This window comes from Paraburkholderia sp. BCC1876 (genome assembly GCF_902833695.1).
Taxonomy (GTDB): Bacteria; Pseudomonadota; Gammaproteobacteria; order Burkholderiales; family Burkholderiaceae; genus Paraburkholderia.
Genome location: NZ_CADFGI010000002.1, coordinates 1,121,870 through 1,141,782, shown reverse-complemented (window position 1 = coordinate 1,141,782; position 19,913 = coordinate 1,121,870). Strand labels below are relative to the sequence as shown.

The window sequence follows — 19,913 nt, the reverse complement described above, 5'->3', positions numbered from 1 at the left end:
GCTGGCGGGATGCTGCATGAGCGCGCTAAGGGGAGAGGGACATGTGCTTGGGAATCCCAGGACAGATCGTCGAAGTGACGGACGCGGCGAACGATCTTGCGCTCGTGAATGTGGGCGGCGTGCGACGCGTGATCAACATCGCCTTCGTGATCGACGACGACCGGCCCGCCAGTGCCTGTGTCGGCGAGTGGGTGCTGGTGCATGTCGGTTTTGCAATGAGCCGGCTCGACGAGCAGGAAGCGGCCCGCACGCTCGCGTTACTGCACGAGCTGGGCGTCGCGCAAGGCGAGATGGACGAGATGAGCCAGACGGACGAGATGAACCAGACGGACGAGATGCGCACCGAAGGGAGTCGCGCGCCATGAAATACGTCGACGAGTTTCGCGATCCGGATAAAGCCCGGACGCTGGCGAGAGAGATCCGCGCGCTGGTGTCGCGCATCGAGCGCGTGAAGCAGCGGCCGCTGCAGATCATGGAAGTGTGCGGCGGCCATACCCATACGATTTTTCGCTATGGCATCCAGCAACTGCTGCCCGACACGGTGGAATTCGTGCATGGCCCCGGTTGTCCGGTGTGCGTGCTGCCGATCGGCCGAGTGGATGACTGCGTGGCGCTGGCCGAGCGGCCCGAGGTGATTTTCACGACCTTCGGCGACGCGATGCGCGTGCCCGGTTCGAAGAAGAGCCTGCTCAAAGCAAAGGCCGACGGCGCCGATGTGCGGATGGTCTATTCGCCGCTGGATGCGCTGAAAATCGCGCAACTCAATCCGGACCGCGAGGTGATCTTCTTCGGTCTCGGCTTCGAGACGACCATGCCGAGCACCGCGATGACCGTGTTGCAGGCGCACGCGCGCAAGATCACGAATTTCTCGCTGTTCTGCAATCACATCACGATCATTCCGACCATCAAGGCGATTCTCGATGCGCCGGATTTGCAGCTCGACGGTTTTCTCGGACCGGGACACGTCAGCATGGTGATCGGTACGCGACCCTACGATTTCATTGCTCGCGAGTATCGCAAGCCGATTACGGTGGCGGGCTTCGAACCGCTCGACGTCCTGCAATCCATGTGGATGGTGATCCGGCAGATTGCCGAGGGCCGTTGCGAGGTCGAGAATCAATACGGCCGGATCGTGCCGGAGGACGGCAATGCACAGGCGTTGTCGGCGGTGAATCAGGTGTTCGAGACGCGCGAGTTCTTCGAGTGGCGTGGGCTTGGGTCGATCGATCGTTCCGGTGTCAGGGTGCGCGAGGCGTTCGCGGGCTTCGACGCGGAGCGCAAGTTCGCGATGCCGAATCTGAGCGTGGCCGATCCGAAGGCGTGTCAATGCGGCGAGGTGCTCAAGGGCTTGATCCGGCCGCATCAATGCAAGGTGTTCGGCACCGCGTGCACGCCGGAGTCGCCGCTCGGGGCGCTGATGGTGTCGAGCGAAGGCGCTTGCGCGGCGTATTACAACTACGGGCGTATCGATGTATCTGCGATCGAGGAACGGCGTCGTGCGCGGCAGGCGGCAGGGGGCGAGATAGGCGAGGCGGCCGCTGCGTGCCTCGGTGCGAGCGCTGCGAGCACGGCGGAACGCGTCGGCGCAGGGGCCGCAAGCAACACCGTTAGCGCGATCGCGGAGCCTGTCTTGACGGCGGACACGCTGGCCGCTTCGATCGCGCGAGGCGCGTGATGAACGACCGGGTGGCTGTTTCCATCGAACCGGGCGAGCCGCGGCGCGTGCGTCAGCGGCGCCGCGTGAACGACGTCGCCGTCAATCTCGCGCACGGCAGCGGTGGACGCGCCATGCGCGATCTGATCGAAGACGTGTTCGTGTCGGCCTTCGACAATCCGACGCTGGCCGCGCTCGAAGATCAGGCGGTGTTCGCGCTGGCCGATCTCGCCACACGCGGCGACCGCCTCGCTTTTACGACCGACAGCTATGTCGTCGACCCGCTGTTCTTTCCCGGCGGCGACATCGGCACGCTCGCCGTATCGGGCACGGTCAACGATCTGGCGGTCTGCGGGGCCACGCCGCTGTATCTGTCGTGCGCGGTGGTAATCGAAGAAGGGCTCGCCGTCGACGTACTACGGCGCGTCGCCGCGAGCATGCAACGGATCGCGCGCGAAGCCGGCGTCGCGATCGTCACGGGCGATACCAAAGTGGTGGAGCGGGGTTGCGCCGACAAGCTGTTCGTCAACACGGCGGGGATTGGCGTGGTGCGTCGCGACGTGTCGATTTCGGCGCGCAATGCGCGGCCCGGCGACGTGGTGATCGTCAACGGTTTTCTCGGCGATCATGGCGCCGCGATTCTGGTGGCGCGCCAGCAGCTTGCGCTCGACGCCGACATTGAAAGCGATTGTTGTCCCCTCAACGGACTGATCGCGACGATGCTCGACGCGTGCCCGCGAATCCACTGTTTGCGCGATGCGACGCGCGGCGGTGTCGCGACCGTGTTGAACGAGTTCGCGCAGAGCTCGCGCGTGAGGATACGGCTGGACGAAACCGCATTGCCGCTGCGCGAGCCGGTGCAGGGCGCGTGCGAAATTCTCGGTCTGGACCCGCTCTATCTGGCGAACGAAGGCAAGCTGGTCGCCGTGGTGCCCGCCGATGCCGCGCAGCAGGTGCTGGCGGCGATGCGCGCGCATCCGGCCGGCCGCGAGGCGGCGGTGATCGGCACGGTCGAAGCGTGCGACGAAAGCGCGGATGAAAGCCTCGTGGTGATGCAGACCACGTTCGGCGGGCAACGTATCGTCGATATGCTGGTGGGCGAGCAATTGCCGCGCATCTGCTGACGACACGCCGGGAGCGTCTCATGCACGAGTTGAGTATCGCCACCAGTGTCGTCGAGATTTGCGCGGAGCAGGCGCACGGTGCGCGCGTCAGACGGGTCACGCTGGAGATCGGGCAACTCTCGGCGGTGATGCCGGAGGCGATCCGCTTCTGTTTCGACGTGTGCGCGAAAGATACGGCGCTCGAAGGCGCCACGCTGGAGATCGTCGAAATTCCGGGGCAGGCGAAGTGCCTCGCCTGCGGCGCGACGCTCGTCGTCGACGTGCCGTTCGGACAGTGTGCGTGCGGTAGCGAGGATCTCGAGTTGATCGCCGGCCAGCAGTTGAAAATCCGGCAGATGGAGGTGGTGTGATGTGTACGACATGCGGGTGCTCGGAGACGGGGCGTGCGGCGGCCGTGACCGATCTGGATGCGCAGACGAAGCCGGCGGCGGTGGGGGCGGCTGGGGCGGTTGAGACGGTTTATCGGCGGGTGGATGAGGGGGCGCATGGGCATGCTCATCCGCACGCGCACGCGCATGAGCATCCGCACACGCATCCTCACGAACACGATCATGAGCACACGCACGAGCACGACCACACGCCGCATCGCCACGACGAACACGGCGCGACGATCACCCTGGAGCAGGGCATCCTGGCGAAAAACCAGCTACTGGCCGAACGCAATCGCGGCTGGCTGGCGGGCCGTTCGATCGTGGCGCTCAACCTGATGAGCTCTCCCGGTTCGGGCAAAACCACGCTGCTCGAACGGACGATCCGCGACCTGGGCGACACGTTGCCGATGTCGGTTATCGAAGGCGATCAAGCCACGCTCAACGACGCCGAACGGATTCGCGCGACCGGCGCCCGCGTGGTGCAGATCAACACGGGGACGGGATGCCATCTGGACGCCGCCATGGCCGCGCGGGCACTGACGCAACTCGACCCGCCGTTGCATTCGGTCGTGATGATCGAGAACGTCGGCAATCTGGTGTGCCCGGCGCTGTTCGATCTCGGTGAAGCCGCCAAGGTGCTGATTCTGTCGGTGACGGAAGGCGAGGACAAGCCGGTCAAATACCCGCACATGTTCCAGGCCTGTTCGTTACTGCTGTTGAACAAGATTGATCTGTTACCGCACATGCGGTTCGATGTCGAGCGTTGCATCGACTACGCCAGACGCGTCAATCCGCGCATGCGGATTCTTCAGGTGTCGGCGCAGACGGGCGAGGGCATGGACGGATGGTACGGCTGGCTGCGCACGCTGACGGCGGACGCCGCGCCGCATGCCGCCGCGCGCTGAAAACGCGGCGCGTCAGGTCGTTGGGGCAGGTCTTCGAGTCAGCTCTTTTTGAACAGTTCTCGTGCGAGCGAGCACAGCAGCGTGGTCGCCGGCGATTCATCCTGCAAGCGGCGGCTCATGATGATCGGCGAGACCACGTTGGCCGCCGGAATCGGCCGATACACCACGCCATGCGCGCGCAAGCCTTCCACGCTTTCCGGCACGAGGCACACGCCTACCTGCGCGGCCACCAGACCCAGCGCGGTCTGCAATTCCCGCACTTCATGAATCGCTTTCGGCTCCAGCGCATGATCGTGCAGCGCGGAGAGTTGCTGGTCCGCGTAGCTCGGCCGCGGCGTACTCGGATAGACGATCAAGGTTTCCGCCGCGAGCGCGGCCAGCGTCACGGCCTTCTTCTGCTTCGCGAGCGGATGGCCTTGCGGCAACGCGGCGATCATCCGTTCTTCGACGAGCACCTCGCGCGCCAGTTGCGCGTCATCGAAACGCAGGCGGCCGAAGCCCACATCGATCCGTCCGCCCTTGAGCGCGCCGAGCTGTTCGATCGTAAACATCTCGATCAGCGACAGCTCGATCTGCGGCGCGGCCTCGCGAAACGCGCGGATCACGGCGGGTAGCGCGCCGTAGAGCGTCGACGGCACGAAGCCGATCACGATACGTTCGGCCAGTTGCGCGAGACGCCGGGTGAGCGGCGCGAGTTCGTCGGCATCGTCGATCAGGCGCCTGGCCTGCGCGTAGAAAATCCGCCCGGCTTCCGTGAGCCGCAACGGCCGCGCGCCGCGTTCGAACAACGGCAAGCCGACGCTTTCCTCGATCTGCTGGATCTGGCGGCTCAGCGGCGGCTGCGTCATATGCAGACGATTCGCCGCCCGCGTGATGTTCATTTCTTCCGCGACCGCGATGAAGTAACGCAGTTGACGAAGTTCCATGCAGATCCCTGAGGGAGAGGTGCGCTGATCGATTGCCGCGGTTTGTTACGCAATTTGCCACGCGGTTTGCCGCGCAGATTCCCGCACGGCGCGGGCGGCGGTTGCCTTCAGCCGGCTTTGCGACCCGCCGCAAAACGTCGCCTGGCCGGCATCGGGACGGGCCTTCTGAAACGTTCCCGCTTGTGTTCTTCTTCGAAGTGGCTCAACGACGGCTTCACCAGGTCGCTGCGCGATACGATGCCCACGAGGCGCAAGGTCTTGCCGTCGGCCACCACGGGCAGCCGTTCGAGTCCCTGCACGGCCAGCCGCGTGGCGACGAGCCGGCAGGTTTCGGACGACAACGCAAAGACCGGCGCCGTTTGAGCGAACACGTCGGCGAGTGTCGCCGCGCGTGCAAGAGCTTCATCGTCGCGACAGAAGCGGTCGAGTGTTGCCCGGTCGGCCACACCGATCACCGCGCCGTCGCGTGTGACCGGATAAGCGCGACGCGACTGGCCGGCGCCGAAATACGCGTTCAGTGCCGCGCCGACCGTCATGCTGGCATCGATCGAGTCGACGGTGGCCGTCATGACCTCGTCGACGTAATGACGTTCGAGCGGATCGACGCCGTACTCGCGATAGATGTGATACCCGCGCCGGGCGATTTTCTCCGTCATGATCGAACGGCGCATGACCACCGTCGAAAAACCATGCGCGATCAGCGTGGCCGTCAACAGCGGCAGCAGCGCATTGCTGTCATGAGTCAGGCCGAAAGCGAACACGATCGCCGTCAACGGAGCACCGAGCGTGGCGCCCAGCGTGGAGGCCATGCAGACGAGCGGCCACAGCGCCGGCTGGTTGCCCGGCAGCCAGTGCGACAGCACCGTGCCGAGGCCGGCGCCGAGCATCAATAGCGGCGCGAGCACGCCGCCGGAAGTGCCGGAGCCGAGCGCGACGACCCACATCACCGCCTTCACGGCGAGCAGCAGCAGGGCGATTTGCAATGCGATGTGCTGATGCAGCAGGTCGCCGATCACGTCGTAGCCGACACCGAGCGCACGCGGTTCGAGCCAGCCGCCGATACCGACCACAACCCCACCGAGTGCGGGCCACCACATCCAGTGAACCGGCAGCTTGCCGAACAGATCTTCGGTCTTGTACAACGCCGCGGAAAGCCCGGACGCGAGCGCGCCTGACAGCAAGCCGGCAATCACGCAGGACAGCAGCGCCCAGCTATCCGGCACCGCGGTTTCGAGCGGAAAGAGCGGGCCCGCGCCGAAGCACAGCGCGCGAGCGAAACCGGCCACCGCGCAGGCGATCGCCACCGGCAGGAAGCTGCGTGGCCGCCATTCGAACAGCAACAGTTCGACCGCCAGCAGCACGGCCGCTACGGGTGTGCCGAACACGGCGGTCATGCCGGCCGCGGCGCCGGCAACCAGCAGCGTCTTGCGCTCCGCCGCGGTGACCTTCACGCATTGCGCGATCAGCGAGCCGAGTGCGCCGCCGGTCATGATGATCGGGCCTTCCGCACCGAACGGCCCGCCGCTGCCGATCACGATACCGGACGACAACGGCTTGAGCAGTGCCACTTTCGGCGACATGCGGCTCTTGCCGAACAGGATGGCTTCGATCGCCTCCGGAATACCGTGGCCGCGAATTTTCTCGGAACCGTAACGGGCGATCAGACCGACGATCAGACCGCCCACCGCCGGCACGCCGATCACCCAAAGACCGAGCGTATTTCCAGCCGGCGAGCGTTCGACGAACGACAGCGTGCCGAAGAAGAACAGATTGGTGAACAGGCGAATCAGATTCAGCAGGGCGTACGCCGCGAGCGTACTGACCGCGCCGATGCACGCGGCCAACGCAAAAATGCCGGGCAGCCGCGCGTTGGCTGCAAAATCGCGCTTGTGTGAGGCTGTGCTCATGATTACTCGTAGTCGATCTGTGGAACCTGGAACGCGCCCTGCAGCGATTTCAACTCCGCCCGGTGCAATTCCGCCAGTCGCGCCAGCACCTGTTCACCGGCTTTCTCGAGATGCACTTCCACCTGGCGGCGATCGGTTTCGCTGACCTGGCGGCGCACCAGATTGAGCGCTTCGCAACGCGACACCAGCGCGACCACGCCGTGATGTTGCGACTGCAAGCGTTCCGCCAGTTCGCCGACGCTCGCCCAGTCGCGCTCCGGATAGCCCTTGATATGCAGCAGCAGCAGATACTGCAGCGGCGTGATGCCTTCGCTCTGCGCGGCCTGTTCGGAGAAGCGTTCGAAGCGGCGCATCTGGTAGCGAAACTCCGACAGTTGCTCGAAGTCGGTTTTTTTCAAGCCGTTAGTGCGTGCTTTCATGGCGTGTCTGCTGGTTCGAATTCGTGTCACGTGATGATGCAACGGCTTGCGCGGCCGCTCCGTTCGCGCTTTGCACGTTTTGCATGCTTTGCGCGTTGCCGTTGAAACCGCGCGACATGGCCTGAAGCTCCACTTCATGCAGCAGCGCTTCGAGATCGTCCGGGTCGATGTCCAGCATTTCACTGCGACGCTTCAGCACCGCTTCGAAATCCGCGCGGGTAAAGCCGGCGTGCGGCGGTTCGCCGACGGCGTTGCCGGTCGCGGCGCGGCTCGGCCGGTGCGCGTGCGGGTAGCGGTGGCCGGTGGCGACGTGATAAGCCAGCGCCGCCGCCAGCAGCGCGGCCGACTGGATCGCTATTGGCTCCAGCACGAAGCGGTAGCCCAGCGCGTGAATGGCGGGGCCGCCCAGCACTGCCGTCAACGCCACCGCGCCTGACGGCGGGTGAACGCAGCGCAGCGCGAACATGCCGCAGATCGACAGCGCGACGGCCAACGCGGCGGCGAGCGTCGGGTCGCCGATCAGGCTGGCGCAGGTCACACCGATTGCGGCAGAAACGAGATTGCCGCCGATCAGCGACCAGGGCTGCGCCAGCGGGCTCGCGGGCACGGCGAACAGCAGCACGGCGGAGGCGCCCATTGGCGCGACCAGCAACGGAATGTTCGCCGTGGGCCCGAGCAGCAGGCGCATGGAGCCGCTGGTGAAAGCGATGCCGATCAGCGCGCCGAGACAGGAACGCACGCGCTCCTGCCATCGCACGGAAACCGGTGCGGGGATAAAACGGGCCAGCCAGCGAAGCGCGACGGAATGGAACACGGTGTAGGGACGAGCGAGGTTGAAGACAATGCCGGGCGCGAAATTGCCGAAGAAAACCCGGCAACGCGAAGGCGCGGTGGCCGCAATTATATGTCAATGTGATATAAATTGCTGGCGGGCCTGTCGTGGCCTTTTTGGGCCACTAAGCAGCGGCCTGGCGTTTCGCGAAGGGCGAGCCGTTGGCTCATCTATCACAACATGATCTATATGCGCGCTTGCCGGGCGCCGTCGCACGCGCCCGAATTCGACCGCTACACCCGCGACATTGACACCTTATTGCGCCCGCTCGCTTTGGCGTCATAGAGCGCTTCGTCCGCGGCTTTGATTACGGCGGTCACTTCGTCGTCGCGCTGGGGCTCGCAACTGACCGCACCGATACTCGCGGTCACGCGTCCATATTCGCTGCCGGCGTGTTCGATCGCGCATTCGGAAATGGCGTTGCGAATCCGTTCCGCGATTTCCGTTGCGCCTTCCGCCGGCGTATCGGGCAACACGACGATAAATTCCTCGCCGCCGTAACGCGCGGCGGTATCCGCCGGCCGCCGGATGCTGTCGGTAATGCAGCGCGCCACGGCGGCTAGCGCATCGTCGCCGGCCTGGTGGCCGTAGGTATCGTTGTACGACTTGAACCGGTCGATATCGACGAACAGCAGCGACACCATGCTGCGGGTGCGTTTCGCGCGGCGCCATTCCGTATCGAGAATCTCGCCGAGGCTGCGGCGATTGTTCAAACCCGTCAGACCGTCGGTTCGCGCCAGCAGGCGCAATTCCGACTCCGCGCGCATGCGCCGCCGCAACTGGATGCCGAGCAGCGAGGTCAAGCCGATAAACACCGAACCGAACACGACCATCAGCGACCCGATCGTCAGCGCGCGGCGGCGCCAGTTCGCGTAGATGTCATCTTCCGCGGCGGCGGCCATGATGATCATCGGCGTGTTGGGGAAATTCCTGAACCAGTAGAGGCGCCGAACCCCGTCGATCGACGCGGTGTCTTCGAAACTGCCTTCGTTGGCCGCCATGAAATGACGGAAGGTGCTGGCTTTGCGGATATCGCGGCCGATAATCTTGTAATCGTAAGGCTGTCGCATCACCATCACGCCGTCTTTGCCGATCAGCGACAGCGAACCGTGCGGCCCCAGCGAAAGCCCCGCGAACAGCGCGTGGAAATACTCGAGATTGACCGCCAGCAGCACGATGCCGCCGAACGAGCCGTCGGGATTCGAAATGCGCCGGGTCAGCGCGATACTCGGCGAACCGCCTCTCAGGCGCGACTCGTAAGGATCGCTGACGTACGTACCAACATTTGGGTTGTCGCGGTGAACGGTGAAGTATTTTCTGTCGGCGAAATTGCCGTGGCGCGGCACGTCGCCGCCGGAATCGATCACGATATTGGCCTTGGCATCGAGCACGAGGATCGAGCCCAGATATTTGGCGCTGGCAGCCCGGTCGAACAGCACCTCACGGCGCATTCTCGGCGACAGCGCCATGACCTCCGGGTCCTTGACGTTGTCGACCACGGCTTGCAGCGAGAGGTCGTAAAGCTCGAAATTGCGTTCTATGTCGCGTTCGGCGATCAGCGCGATATCGCGCAAGGTCTCGCGGGTGTGATCGAGCGTGTCCTGGCGGCTCTGGTAAAGCACGATTCCGCATAACCCGACCATGACGATTGCGATCACCGCGCCGCATCCCGCAACGAGTAGCGACGACGACGCGAATTTCCGTGTGACGAGCCCCCGGAAGTTTGCAAGCAGATCGTTTTCCGTTTTTATCATCTTTATCGGACTACGCAAGCCCGGCTTTGGCGACGCCGGGTCGATCGTCAGGAGGACACCGTGGCGGCAGGCTCTGCCGGGCATCCCGCTTCGCTGATGCGGTGCTCATGGTATCAGGCTTAAACCGCCTGTTCCCGTTTGTTTGAGGCGGACGTCGGCTAACGGTAAGCGTGCTTCGCAATCCTCTAACGAGTCCAGGGTATACATCGATTAGCGGGCAAAAGTACGTGATATAGCATTTTCTTCGGGGTTGTCTGGCGCACGCGCATGCACACGGGTTTGTGGGTGTGGTGGAGCCCGGCACCGGCGCTTTCCTGGCCTGCGCCGTCATGCACACAGCGAGTTATTCCATAACTGAACGACTGGAGACTGACATGGCGGACGAACAGGAAGACAAGGGCGACGTACAACACACACGCCGCGGACTGCTGCAAGGCGCGGGCCTTGGCGCGGCGCTGGCACTGCTGGGCGGTGGCCTGGCCGCCACCCAGGTGGCGCAGGCGGCGGAAGGCGGGCCGTTTCCGGATCACAAGCGCTGGAAGATCGTCTTCGTCAACCACGTCACGACGAATCCTTTCTTCGTGCCGACGCAGTACGGCATTCAGGACGCCACGGCTCTACTCGGTATGGACTACCAGTGGACCGGCTCCGCGAATGCGGATATCGCCGAGATGGTGAACGCGGTCAACGCGGCCATTGCCGGCAAGGCGGACGCGATCGCCGTGCCGATCGTCGATCCGAAAGCCTTCGACAAACCGATCCAGGCCGCGCTCGACGCCGGCATTCCCGTATTCGCCTATAACGCCGATGCGCCGCAAGGCACGTCGAATCCACGACTCGCGTACATCGGCCAGGATCTGTATCTGTCCGGGTATCAGATGGGCGAGCGCATTGCGAGCCTGATCGATAGCGGCATGGTCGCGCTCTTCATCGCGACGCCCGGGCAACTGAACATTCAGCCGCGACTCGACGGCGCGGTCGCCGCGATCAGGAAGTCCGGCAAGAAGATCGACGTGCAGACCATCGCGACCGGCGCGACGGTCAACGAAGAACTCTCCAAGATCAAATCCTTCTATCTGGGACATCAGGACCTGAAGGGCATGTTCGCCGTCGACGCGGGCAGCACGCAAGGCGTGGCCGAAGTGATGAAGGCGTCGAACCTGCCGTCCAAGGGCGTGCACGGCGGCGGCTTCGATCTGTTGCCGCGCACGGTCGAACTGATCCACGACGGCTTTCTCGACTTCACGATCGACCAGCAGCCGTACGTGCAAGGTTTCTATACCGTGGTGCAGGCCTTCGTGTTTCTCGCTTCCGGCGGGCTGGTGGGACCGGCGAACGTCAACACCGGTCTGAAATTCGTCACCAAGGGCAGCGTCGATCCGTATCTGAGCACCTCGACGCGGTATGAAGGCAAGAGCACCAAGCCGCAGATCGTGCCGCATACGGGTGGGATCAAAGGGTGACGTCTTCCGTGACGGACGCCTCGACATCGCGCGAACGCCGGCGCTTCGGGTCGAGGCGCATCTGGCGTTCCAGCGAGATTCGTATTCTCGCGGTGGCGCTGATTCTGTGCGCCTATTTCGAAACCGCGAATCATGACTTCCTGCTGACGGGCGCGAGCCTGGAAAACCTGTCGCAGTTCATCGCGCCGGTGGCGCTGATTGCGTTCGGCGAAATCATGCTGATGATCGGCGGCGAGATCGATCTGTCCGCCGGCATGGTGTTCGCGTTCGCGCCGTTCGTCATGCACTTCGCGGCCGAAGCCGGTCTGCCGGTGTGGGCCGCGTTGCTTGCCGGTCTGCTGGCGGCGTCGCTGGTGGGGTTGATCAATGGCGCGGTGACGGTGTATCTGCGCATTCCTTCATTTGTCACTACGCTCGGTACGCTCTTTTTCGTCAACGGTTTCACGCTGACGATCTCGCGCGGCACGCCGGTGTCGCCGCCGGACAATGCGAATTTCGCCGCCTTCATGGGCGCGTGGGGTTACAGCGAAATCATCTGGACGGTCGCGATCGCGGCCATCATGCATGTGTTGTTGCGGCATACGCGCTGGGGCTTGCATACCATCGCGGGCGGCGCGAATCCGCTCGGCGCGAGCGAGGCCGGCATTCACGTTCGACGCCTGAAACTCGGCAACTTCGTGATCGCGGCGGTGCTCGCGGGCTTCACGGGTATTCTCGAAGGCTTCCGGATTACCTCGATCGATCCGCAGGCGGGCGGCAACCAGATCATGTTCCTCGCGGTCGCCGCGGCGGTGATTGGCGGTACGCCCCTGGCCGGCGGATCGGGCACGATCATCGGCGGTCTGATCGGCGCGGCGGTTCTGGGGATTCTTAACGATGGGTTCACGCTGATCGGCATCAACGCGTTCACGTTCAACATGATTCTCGGCGCCGCGATTCTGGCCGCGATGATCTTCAACATCCACGTGGTTCGGCTCGCGCGCAAGGGGGAGTTGTGATGGCGACGCTGCCGGGAGTGCCACCCGAGGTGCCACCCGAGGTGCCACCCGAAGCGCTGCGCGGCGAGGATATCGTCAAGCGTTTCGGCGCGGTCACGGCGCTCGACGGCGTGGGCCTGACGCTCAGGCAGGGCGAAATACTCGGCGTGCTGGGCGACAACGGCGCGGGCAAGTCGACGCTGATCAAGATTCTGACGGGCTTTCATCAGCAGACCAGCGGCAAGCTCTTCGTGCATGGCGAGGAAACGCTGCTTCGCTCGGTCGATCACGCGCGCTCGCTGGGCATTGAATGCGTGTATCAGGACCTGGCGCTGGCGAACTCGCTGAGCATCTATCACAACATGTTCCTGAATCGCGAGATCATCCGCCGGGGTCCGTTCCGGCTGCTGAACAATCGCGCGATGCGCGCTCGCGCCGCGGAGTGTCTCGACGAGATCGGCGTGCACGTGCCTTCAGTGGATCTGCCGGTCGAGCAGTTGTCGGGCGGGCAGCGCCAGGCGATCGCGGTGGCGCGCGCGGTCAACTCCAACGCCAGGATTCTGCTGCTCGACGAACCGCTCGCGGCCATGGGCGCTCGCGAGGCCGGGCTGATTATCGACCTGATTTTACGGTTGAAGGAGAAGGGCGGGCTCTCCATCGTCATGATCATGCACAACTACGCGCAGACGCTCGACATCGCCGATCGCGTGATGCTGATGCAGCGCGGCCGCGTGACCTATCAGCGGGAAGCGGCCAGTACCTCGGTGGCGGAACTGATGGAGATCGTGCGGCGCGAGTATCGGGAAATGCGCAGCGCCGCGTCGTGATCCTGGCCGTTTTTACGCCGCCGCGGCGTGATTCCGCCTGAAGCTCTACTTCCCTGAACGCTTCGCCTTCCATACCGCCAAGGTATGAAAGTAGTCGGAATCGGTGTTGGACGGCTTCGCGGGTTTGTTTCTACCATGGTGTCCTCAGTCGCGCAGTTCAGGAGGACAACGCATGACAGCAGCACCCGTGAAGATCGACAGCGTGGAGACGATTCTCGTCGACGTGCCGACGATTCGCCCGCACCGCCTCTCGGTCGCGACGATGAACTGCCAGACCCTCGTGCTGGTGCGCATTCGTTGCGCGGACGGCATCGTCGGCGTCGGTGAAGGCACCACCATCGGCGGGCTCGCGTATGGCGAGGAGAGCCCCGAGAGCATCAAGATCAATATCGACACCTATTTCGCGCCCCTGCTCAAAGGGCGGGACGCCACGCGCCCAGGCGCCGCGATGGCGACGCTGCGCAAATTGTTCCAGGGCAACCGGTTTGCGAAATCCGCGCTGGAAACCGCGTTGTTCGACGCGCAGGCGCAGCGCCTCGGCGTGCCCTTGTCGGAGCTGTTCGGCGGCCGCGTGCGAGATTCCGTCGAGGTCGCCTGGACGCTCGCGAGCGGCGACACGCAGCGCGATATCGACGAAGCCGCGCGCGTCTACGAAGCGAAGCGGCATCGCATTTTCAAACTGAAAATCGGCGCGCGCGCATTGGCCGACGACGTCGCGCATGTGGTCGCGATCGGGCGGGCGCTCGAAAGCCGTGGCGAAGTGCGGGTGGACGTGAACCAGGCGTGGAGCGAAACCGAAGCGATCTGGGCCGCGCGCCGTTTCGCCGACGCGGGCGTGACGCTGATCGAGCAGCCGATCGCGGCGCACAACCGCGCGGGCCTCAAACGCCTGACCGACCTTGCCATCGTGCCGATCATGGCCGACGAAGCGCTGCACGGTCCCGCCGATGCGTTCGCCCTCGCGAGCGCGCGCGCCGCCGACGTCTTCGCGGTGAAGATCGCGCAGTCGGGCGGTCTGGCCGGCGCGGCGCAAGTGGCCGCGATCGCATCGGCCGCGCATCTCGATCTCTACGGCGGCACCATGCTTGAAGGCGCGGTGGGCACGATGGCCTCCGCGCAACTCTTCAGCACCTTCGGCGAGCTGAAGTGGGGCACCGAGTTGTTCGGCCCCTTGCTGCTCACCGAAGAAATCCTCACCGAACCGCTGCGCTACGAGAATTTCGCGCTGCATCTGCCTGACGGTCCCGGTCTCGGCATCGCGCTCGACTGGGACAAGATCGACCGGCTGCGGCGCGCTACGCATTAGCGCCTCGCCCGGCATTACCCGCAGCTTTATCCGCACCAGTACGCACGGAAGGCTCATCCGCTAGCCATCCCGAACATCAAACGAAGGAGATGCCCCATGAACCCGCAAACCATCGACGCCCTGCTGCAAAAGATCAACGACAGCGCCACCCGCGAGGGCAATCCGCGCGCGAAGCAGATCGTCCACCGGATCGTGCGCGATCTGTTCCATACGATCGAAGACCTCGACGTGCAGCCCGACGAATTCTGGACCGCGCTGAACTATCTCGGCGATGCCGGCAAGAGCGGCGAACTGGGTCTGCTGGCCGCGGGTCTCGGCTTCGAGCATTTTCTCGATCTGCGGCTGGACGAAGCGGAAGCGAAGGCGGGCATCGAGGGCGGCACGCCGCGCACGATTGAAGGTCCGTTGTATGTGGCGGGCGCGCCGCTGTCGGAAGGACACGCGCGCCTCGACGACGGCACCGATCCGGGCCAGACGCTGGTAATGCGCGGCCGTGTGCTCGGCGAAGGCGGTCAGCCGCTGGCTCATGCGCTGGTCGAGGTGTGGCACGCGAACCATCTCGGCAATTACTCGTACTTCGACAAATCGCAGCCGGCCTTCAATCTGCGCCGCTCCATTCGTACCGATGCCGAGGGTAAGTACAGCTTTCGCAGCGTCGTACCCGTGGGCTATAGCGTGCCGCCGCAAGGACAGACGCAGTTGCTGCTCGACCAGTTGGGTCGGCATGGGCATCGTCCGGCGCATATCCACTTCTTTATTTCCGCGCCCGGTTGTCGCAAGCTGACCACGCAGATCAATATCGACGGCGATCCGTATCTGTGGGACGACTTCGCGTTCGCCACGCGAGACGGTCTCGTGCCGGCCGTCAAACAGGCCGAAGGGGCGGAAGGTCAGGCGTATGGCGTGGACGGTCGGTTCGCGCTGATCGATTTCGACTTCACGCTGTTCAAGGAACGCGACAACCTGCCGGATGCCGAAGTGGAGCGTGTGCGCGCCGAAGCGTGAGGCTTCAACGCGTGAGGTCTCGAAGCGTGAGGTCTCAACGCGTGGAACGTCAAAGCGTGCAACGTCAAACTCCCGCCAGATGCTCCACCAGCGCCTTCTCCGCGCGCGGCATCGCGTCCCGGTCGCGCATGCAGATCAGCAACTGGCGGGTCGCCCAGCTATCGGCGAGTTCGATCGTGCCGATGCCGGGCGTGCCGCGATAGCGCTGCGCCGCCGCAGCCGACACGATGCCGATGCCGGCGCCTTGCTCGACCATGCAGCAGACGCCGTCGAAGGTGCGCATGTGGGCGCGGAAACTGAGCGTGCGCCCGGCCATCAGCGCGCGCTCGCCGAGGTAGGCCTGCAACGCGCTGTCCGCGCTCAGGCCGATGAATTCCCGCCCGGCAACCTCCGCCAGCGTGGTGCGGGTCAATTGCGCGAGCGGGTCGTCGCGGCTCGCGATCAGCACCAGTCTGTCGACCGCGAACGGTAGCGTCTGCAACGCGCCGTGTTCGACCGCATCGGAAATGATGCCGATTTCCGCCGCGCCGGTCAGCACCGCTTTCACCGTTTCGCTGCTCTGGCGTTCCTTCAGATCGATCTGCACGTTTGGGTGATCGCGCAGAAAGCGGCCGATCGGCGACGGCAGAAACTCGGTGATCGCCGCGGAATTGGTCCACAGGCGAATGCAGGCTTTACGGCCTTCCTGATGCTCGCCGAGTTCGCCCTGCATCCGTTCGATCTGACCGAGCACGAGCCGCGCGTGATGCGCGAGCGTGTCGCCGGTCGGCGTCGATTCCACACCGCGCCGGCCGCGTTCGAGCAGGGGCATGCCGAGCGTGTCTTCCATGCCGCGCAGCCGCGCGCTCGCCGACGGCAGCGACAGGTTCGCGCGTGCCGCGCCGTGGGTAATGCTGCCGGTTTCGAGGATGTAGAGAAACAGCCGTAAGTCGACGAGATCGAAGCGCATGGAGGGCGTGGTAGTAGAGGGCAGGCCGCCAAGGTTCAGCCTGGGCCTTGGCCTGGGTTTCAGCCTTAGTCCTGGCCTAAGTCACGGTACGTATCTTACGCATTGTGGGCAGCGTTGACGCAATCGACAATCGCCGACATCGCTTCCCTAAAACTCTCCAATGATCTCTTCGTTTGCGATGCGGGCGGGCGTGGTGGCCGCGACGTTCGTGCTCGCCGGCTTCGTCAAGGGCGTGACCGGCATGGGACTGCCGACCGTCGCGATGGCCGTGCTCGGCACGCTGATGCCGCCCGCTCAGGCGGCCGCGATGCTGCTGTTGCCGTCGTTCGTCACGAATGTCTGGCAGCTATTCGCGGGGCCGAATGTCGGCGCGTTGCTCAGACGGCTCTGGCCGATGATGCTGGGCATCGTCGCCGGCACGATCGCGGCGGCGTCGTTCATTGCGGGCGGCGGCGGGGCATGGGCCGTCGTCGGATTGGGCGCCGCGTTATCGCTCTATGCGGCCGCCGGTCTGCTGGCCTGGCGGTTCTCGGTGCCGGCGCGACACGAGCGCTGGCTGTCGCCTGCAGTCGGCGTGGTGACGGGCGTGATCACCGGCGGCACTGGCGTGTTCGCCGTGCCGGCGGTGCCTTATCTGCAGGGTCTTGCGCTGAAGAAGGAAGACATGGTGCAGGCGCTTGGGCTGTCCTTCACCGTGTCCACGATCGCGCTCGCGGTCGGGCTTGCCCGCGAGCACGCGTTCGCCGTCGACGATCTGCGCGAGTCGCTGTTCGCGGTCGTGCCCGCGCTGCTCGGCATGTGGATCGGACAGCGGATACGCGGGCGCATCGGTGCGGAAACCTTCCGGCGCTGGTTCTTTATCTGTCTCCTCGTGCTCGGCATTCAACTGATGGCGCGTGTACTCGTTTAACCCATGACCGATAGTCAACCGACAGTCAAAACGAAGGCGAGGTGAAAACGTGTGGGCCACTATTCTGGATACGTTAGGCGCGCTGGCGGTGCTGGCCAGTGTGGCCGCGCAGATCGCGTTTCTGCGCGGCAAGCCGTAAAGCTCAACGCGGCGCGAGCCGCTCCGGCAGCGCATAGCGCTGCATCGTGCGCTCCATGCCGTCGAGAAACGCCTGCTCGGCCGCATTCATCTTGCGCGCGCGCAGCCACAGCAGATCGATATCGACATCGACCAGACCTTCATCGGGCGGCAGACGCCACAGCCGCTGTTGCGCGAGATCGTCGCGCACGATGTGCTCCGGCAAACAGCCGATGCCATAACCCGCGAAGATCAGCCGCCGCACTTCGTCGAGACTCGGCGACGCGGCCACGATGCGCCCCGTAAAACCGCGCTGATCGCGAAACACGGTGAGCGGCGACAGGCTGTCGCCGATCTGATCGCTGGTGAACGACACGAAATTTTCCGCCAGTAACTGATCGACCGACAGCGCATGCCGCCCGAACAGCCGATGATGCCGGCCGCAGAAAAGCGCATACCGTTGCCGCAGAAAACAGCGCTGTTCGAGCTTGTCGACCGGCGTGCGGCACAGTCCGAGCCCGGCGGTCGCGGTCTTCTGCAACAGCGACGAGATGATGTCCGACGAACGCATCACCTCGATCTGCAAATCCACCCGCGGATACGTCTTGTGGAATTCCGCGAGGAATTCGTCGTAGACGCCCGAGTCGATCCGGCTCACGCTCAGCAGCCGGATCGAACCGGTGATGTCGTCGCTGCGATCGTCGAGTTCGGTTTCGAGCCGCGACATGTGGCCGTAGATATCGCTCGCGATGCGATACACCTCTTCACCGGCGCGCGTGGGTTCGAAGTGCGGACCACGGCGCTGGATCAGCGTGCGCCCGAGCGTGTCTTCGAGCCGCTTGAGCGCCTGGCTGACCGCGGGTTGCGTGAGATGCAAACGCGCCGCCGCGCGACTCACGCTGCGCTCCTGCATGATCACGAGAAAGGTGCGCAGCAGGTTCCAGTCGAGCCGGTCGTTCAGAAAACGCGTGACGTCCGCGCGCAGTTGGGTCATCGGTTCGCCTCGGTGGGTCGGCAAAGTAGGGCTGAGGTATTAGCCAGATTTATAGTCAAGATAATAAACCGAAATTTGACTAATGTTTTATGGATGGCGATAAAAGCCCTCGACAGATATCCATCCGGAATAACAACTGAGGAGCCGCCATGAACACTTCGACCGCCCCGACCCGCCAGCCTGTGCGAGCGGCCAGCGCCGCTTTCATCGGCACCATGATCGAGTGGTACGACTTTTATATCTACGCCACGGCCGCCGCGCTGGTGTTCGGCGAGTTGTATTTCCCGTCGCACGATCCGTTCGTCAGCACGATGGCGTCGTTCGCGACCTTCGCGGTCGGCTTCTTCGCGCGGCCGCTGGGCGGCGTGATTTTCGGCCACCTGGGCGACCGGATCGGCCGCAAGAAGGCGCTGATGACCACGCTGATGATGATGGGCGTGGCAACCGTATGCGTCGGCCTGCTGCCGGCCTACACGAAGGTCGGCATGCTGGCGCCCGTGCTGCTGGTGTTGCTGCGGGTGGTGCAGGGCATCGCGGTCGGCGGCGAATGGGGCGGCGCCGTGCTGATGGCGGGCGAGCACGCGCCGCAAGGGCGGCGCACGTTCTTCGCGTCGTTCGCGCAACTGGGCAGTCCGGCTGGCCTGATTCTGTCGCTGATCGCGTTTCGCGCCGTGACCGCCATGCCGCATGACGATTTCCTGGCTTACGGTTGGCGCCTGCCGTTTCTGGCGAGCGCGGTGCTGCTCGCGGTCGGCATTTTCATCCGGATGGGCGTGAACGAGTCGCCGGAATTCGCGCGCGAGAAAGCGGCGAAGCGCACCGTCGAGTTGCCGATCGCCGAGGTGTTCCGCTCGTCCGGCGCGCTCGTCGCGTTGTGCATCGGCGCGAATACGATCGGGATTGCCGGTGTGTATTTCACCAACACGTTCATGATTTCGTACACCACGCAGAACGTCGGCGTGTCGAAGTCGCTGATTCTCGACTGCCTGTTCGCGGTGGCGATCATCCAGTTTCTGGCGCAGCCGCTCGCCGCTTTGCTCGCTGAAAAACTCGGCAGTGCGCGTTTTCTGAAACTCGCCGCGTTCGCCGCGATGCTGTCGCCGTATCCGATGTTTACGCTCGTGCAGAGCGGTAGTCGCGGTTCGATGATCATCGGTATCGCGCTGGCGGTGGTGTGCATGGCGAGCTTTTATTCGGTGATCGCGGGCTTTGTCAGCGGTGTGTTTCCGGTGCGCGTGCGTTATTCCGCGATCTCATTGTCGTACCAGGTGTGCGGCGCGATTGCCGGGGGTTTGACGCCGCTCGCGGGCACCTGGCTCGCGCACAAGTTCGTGGGGCAATGGTGGCCGCTGGCGGTGTTTTATACGTGTCTCGCGGGCATTTCGCTGTCGTGCATCGTCGCGCTCGATGCGCTCAAGCACCGCCGCGCCGATGCGCCCGAAGCGCTGCCGGCACGTTGAATCGAAGAGGACA

Annotated in this window: 18 protein-coding genes and 1 pseudogene; 12 read left to right on the top strand and 7 right to left on the bottom strand. The window is 64.4% G+C overall.

Going from position 1 to position 19,913, the window contains the following annotated elements; translation table 11 throughout:
• Nucleotides 1-41 precede the first annotated feature (41 nt).
• Genes HWY05_RS11530 through hypB form a run of 5 tightly spaced genes read left to right on the top strand, consistent with a single transcriptional unit; the run spans nucleotide 42 to nucleotide 4,054 of the window.
• Nucleotides 42-365, top strand: coding sequence for a HypC/HybG/HupF family hydrogenase formation chaperone (locus HWY05_RS11530; RefSeq protein ID WP_176058394.1), 324 nt, complete (start codon nucleotides 42-44; stop codon nucleotides 363-365).
• Nucleotides 362-1,675, top strand: coding sequence for a hydrogenase formation protein HypD (gene hypD, locus HWY05_RS11525; protein ID WP_176058393.1), 1,314 nt, complete (start codon nucleotides 362-364; stop codon nucleotides 1,673-1,675). Before HWY05_RS11530 ends, hypD begins: the two co-directional genes overlap by 4 nt.
• Nucleotides 1,675-2,778 (top strand): hydrogenase expression/formation protein HypE, encoded by a 1,104-nt coding sequence (gene hypE / locus HWY05_RS11520; protein WP_176058392.1) that lies wholly within the window; start codon nucleotides 1,675-1,677, stop codon nucleotides 2,776-2,778. The genes hypD and hypE overlap by 1 nt, the downstream gene beginning before the upstream one ends.
• A 20-nt stretch (nucleotides 2,779-2,798) precedes the next feature.
• A complete protein-coding gene (gene hypA, locus HWY05_RS11515; RefSeq protein WP_035545697.1) occupies nucleotides 2,799-3,128 on the top strand; it encodes a hydrogenase maturation nickel metallochaperone HypA in 330 nt (109 codons plus the stop codon).
• On the top strand, nucleotides 3,128-4,054 hold the full coding sequence (gene hypB, locus HWY05_RS11510) for a hydrogenase nickel incorporation protein HypB (RefSeq protein ID WP_176058391.1): 927 nt from the start codon (nucleotides 3,128-3,130) through the stop codon (nucleotides 4,052-4,054). Before hypA ends, hypB begins: the two co-directional genes overlap by 1 nt.
• Before the next feature lie 38 nt (nucleotides 4,055-4,092).
• Here the strand turns inward: hypB and HWY05_RS11505 are convergent, their stop codons facing one another.
• From HWY05_RS11505 to HWY05_RS11485, 5 genes and pseudogenes are all read right to left on the bottom strand, one after another.
• The gene (locus HWY05_RS11505) at nucleotides 4,093-4,980 is read right to left on the bottom strand and encodes a LysR family transcriptional regulator (protein ID WP_035545692.1); all 888 of its coding nucleotides are present in this window, start codon (nucleotides 4,978-4,980) and stop codon (nucleotides 4,093-4,095) included.
• A 107-nt stretch (nucleotides 4,981-5,087) separates the two neighbouring features.
• Nucleotides 5,088-6,887 carry a chloride channel protein gene (locus HWY05_RS11500; RefSeq protein WP_176058390.1) on the bottom strand — a complete coding sequence of 600 codons (1,800 nt, stop codon included), beginning with the start codon at nucleotides 6,885-6,887 and terminating at the stop codon, nucleotides 5,088-5,090.
• Between the two features lie 2 nt (nucleotides 6,888-6,889).
• Nucleotides 6,890-7,306: a MarR family transcriptional regulator gene (locus HWY05_RS11495; protein ID WP_176058389.1), complete on the bottom strand. Its 417-nt coding sequence runs from the start codon at nucleotides 7,304-7,306 to the stop codon at nucleotides 6,890-6,892.
• Nucleotides 7,307-7,367: 61 nt separating this feature from the next.
• Nucleotides 7,368-8,120, bottom strand: a pseudogene (locus HWY05_RS11490) (HPP family protein); the annotation flags it as partial.
• A 251-nt stretch (nucleotides 8,121-8,371) separates the two neighbouring features.
• Nucleotides 8,372-9,892, bottom strand: coding sequence for a diguanylate cyclase (locus tag HWY05_RS11485; protein ID WP_035545685.1), 1,521 nt, complete (start codon nucleotides 9,890-9,892; stop codon nucleotides 8,372-8,374).
• Between the two features lie 374 nt (nucleotides 9,893-10,266).
• On the opposite strand from HWY05_RS11485, the gene HWY05_RS11480 reads away from it, so the two are divergent.
• The 5 genes from HWY05_RS11480 to catA all read left to right on the top strand — a co-directional run bounded on the left by HWY05_RS11480 (nucleotide 10,267) and on the right by catA (nucleotide 15,470).
• Nucleotides 10,267-11,355, top strand: coding sequence for a sugar ABC transporter substrate-binding protein (locus tag HWY05_RS11480; protein WP_035545683.1), 1,089 nt, complete (start codon nucleotides 10,267-10,269; stop codon nucleotides 11,353-11,355).
• A gap of 8 nt (nucleotides 11,356-11,363) precedes the next feature.
• A complete protein-coding gene (locus tag HWY05_RS11475; protein ID WP_051980428.1) occupies nucleotides 11,364-12,353 on the top strand; it encodes an ABC transporter permease in 990 nt (329 codons plus the stop codon).
• Nucleotides 12,353-13,159, top strand: a complete 807-nt coding sequence (locus HWY05_RS11470; RefSeq protein WP_176058388.1) for an ATP-binding cassette domain-containing protein — start codon at nucleotides 12,353-12,355, stop codon at nucleotides 13,157-13,159. Before HWY05_RS11475 ends, HWY05_RS11470 begins: the two co-directional genes overlap by 1 nt.
• Nucleotides 13,160-13,331: 172 nt before the next feature.
• Nucleotides 13,332-14,465, top strand: coding sequence for a muconate/chloromuconate family cycloisomerase (locus HWY05_RS11465; protein WP_035545676.1), 1,134 nt, complete (start codon nucleotides 13,332-13,334; stop codon nucleotides 14,463-14,465).
• Nucleotides 14,466-14,561: 96 nt separating this feature from the next.
• Entirely contained in the window at nucleotides 14,562-15,470 is a 909-nt protein-coding gene (gene catA / locus HWY05_RS11460) for a catechol 1,2-dioxygenase (protein WP_176058387.1), read from the top strand.
• 64 nt (nucleotides 15,471-15,534) lie between these two features.
• Here catA and HWY05_RS11455 read toward each other — a convergent pair whose 3' ends face one another.
• Nucleotides 15,535-16,419, bottom strand: coding sequence for a LysR substrate-binding domain-containing protein (locus HWY05_RS11455; RefSeq protein WP_035545672.1), 885 nt, complete (start codon nucleotides 16,417-16,419; stop codon nucleotides 15,535-15,537).
• A gap of 160 nt (nucleotides 16,420-16,579) precedes the next feature.
• On the opposite strand from HWY05_RS11455, the gene HWY05_RS11450 reads away from it, so the two are divergent.
• Nucleotides 16,580-17,329 (top strand): sulfite exporter TauE/SafE family protein, encoded by a 750-nt coding sequence (locus HWY05_RS11450; RefSeq protein WP_244146584.1) that lies wholly within the window; start codon nucleotides 16,580-16,582, stop codon nucleotides 17,327-17,329.
• Nucleotides 17,330-17,471: 142 nt separating this feature from the next.
• Here the strand turns inward: HWY05_RS11450 and HWY05_RS11445 are convergent, their stop codons facing one another.
• Nucleotides 17,472-18,431: a LysR family transcriptional regulator gene (locus HWY05_RS11445; RefSeq protein ID WP_035548897.1), complete on the bottom strand. Its 960-nt coding sequence runs from the start codon at nucleotides 18,429-18,431 to the stop codon at nucleotides 17,472-17,474.
• Between the two features lie 158 nt (nucleotides 18,432-18,589).
• Here HWY05_RS11445 and HWY05_RS11440 point away from each other — a divergent pair, with 158 nt between their 5' ends.
• A complete protein-coding gene (locus HWY05_RS11440) occupies nucleotides 18,590-19,900 on the top strand; it encodes an MFS transporter (RefSeq protein WP_176058386.1) in 1,311 nt (436 codons plus the stop codon).
• Nucleotides 19,901-19,913 lie beyond the last annotated feature (13 nt).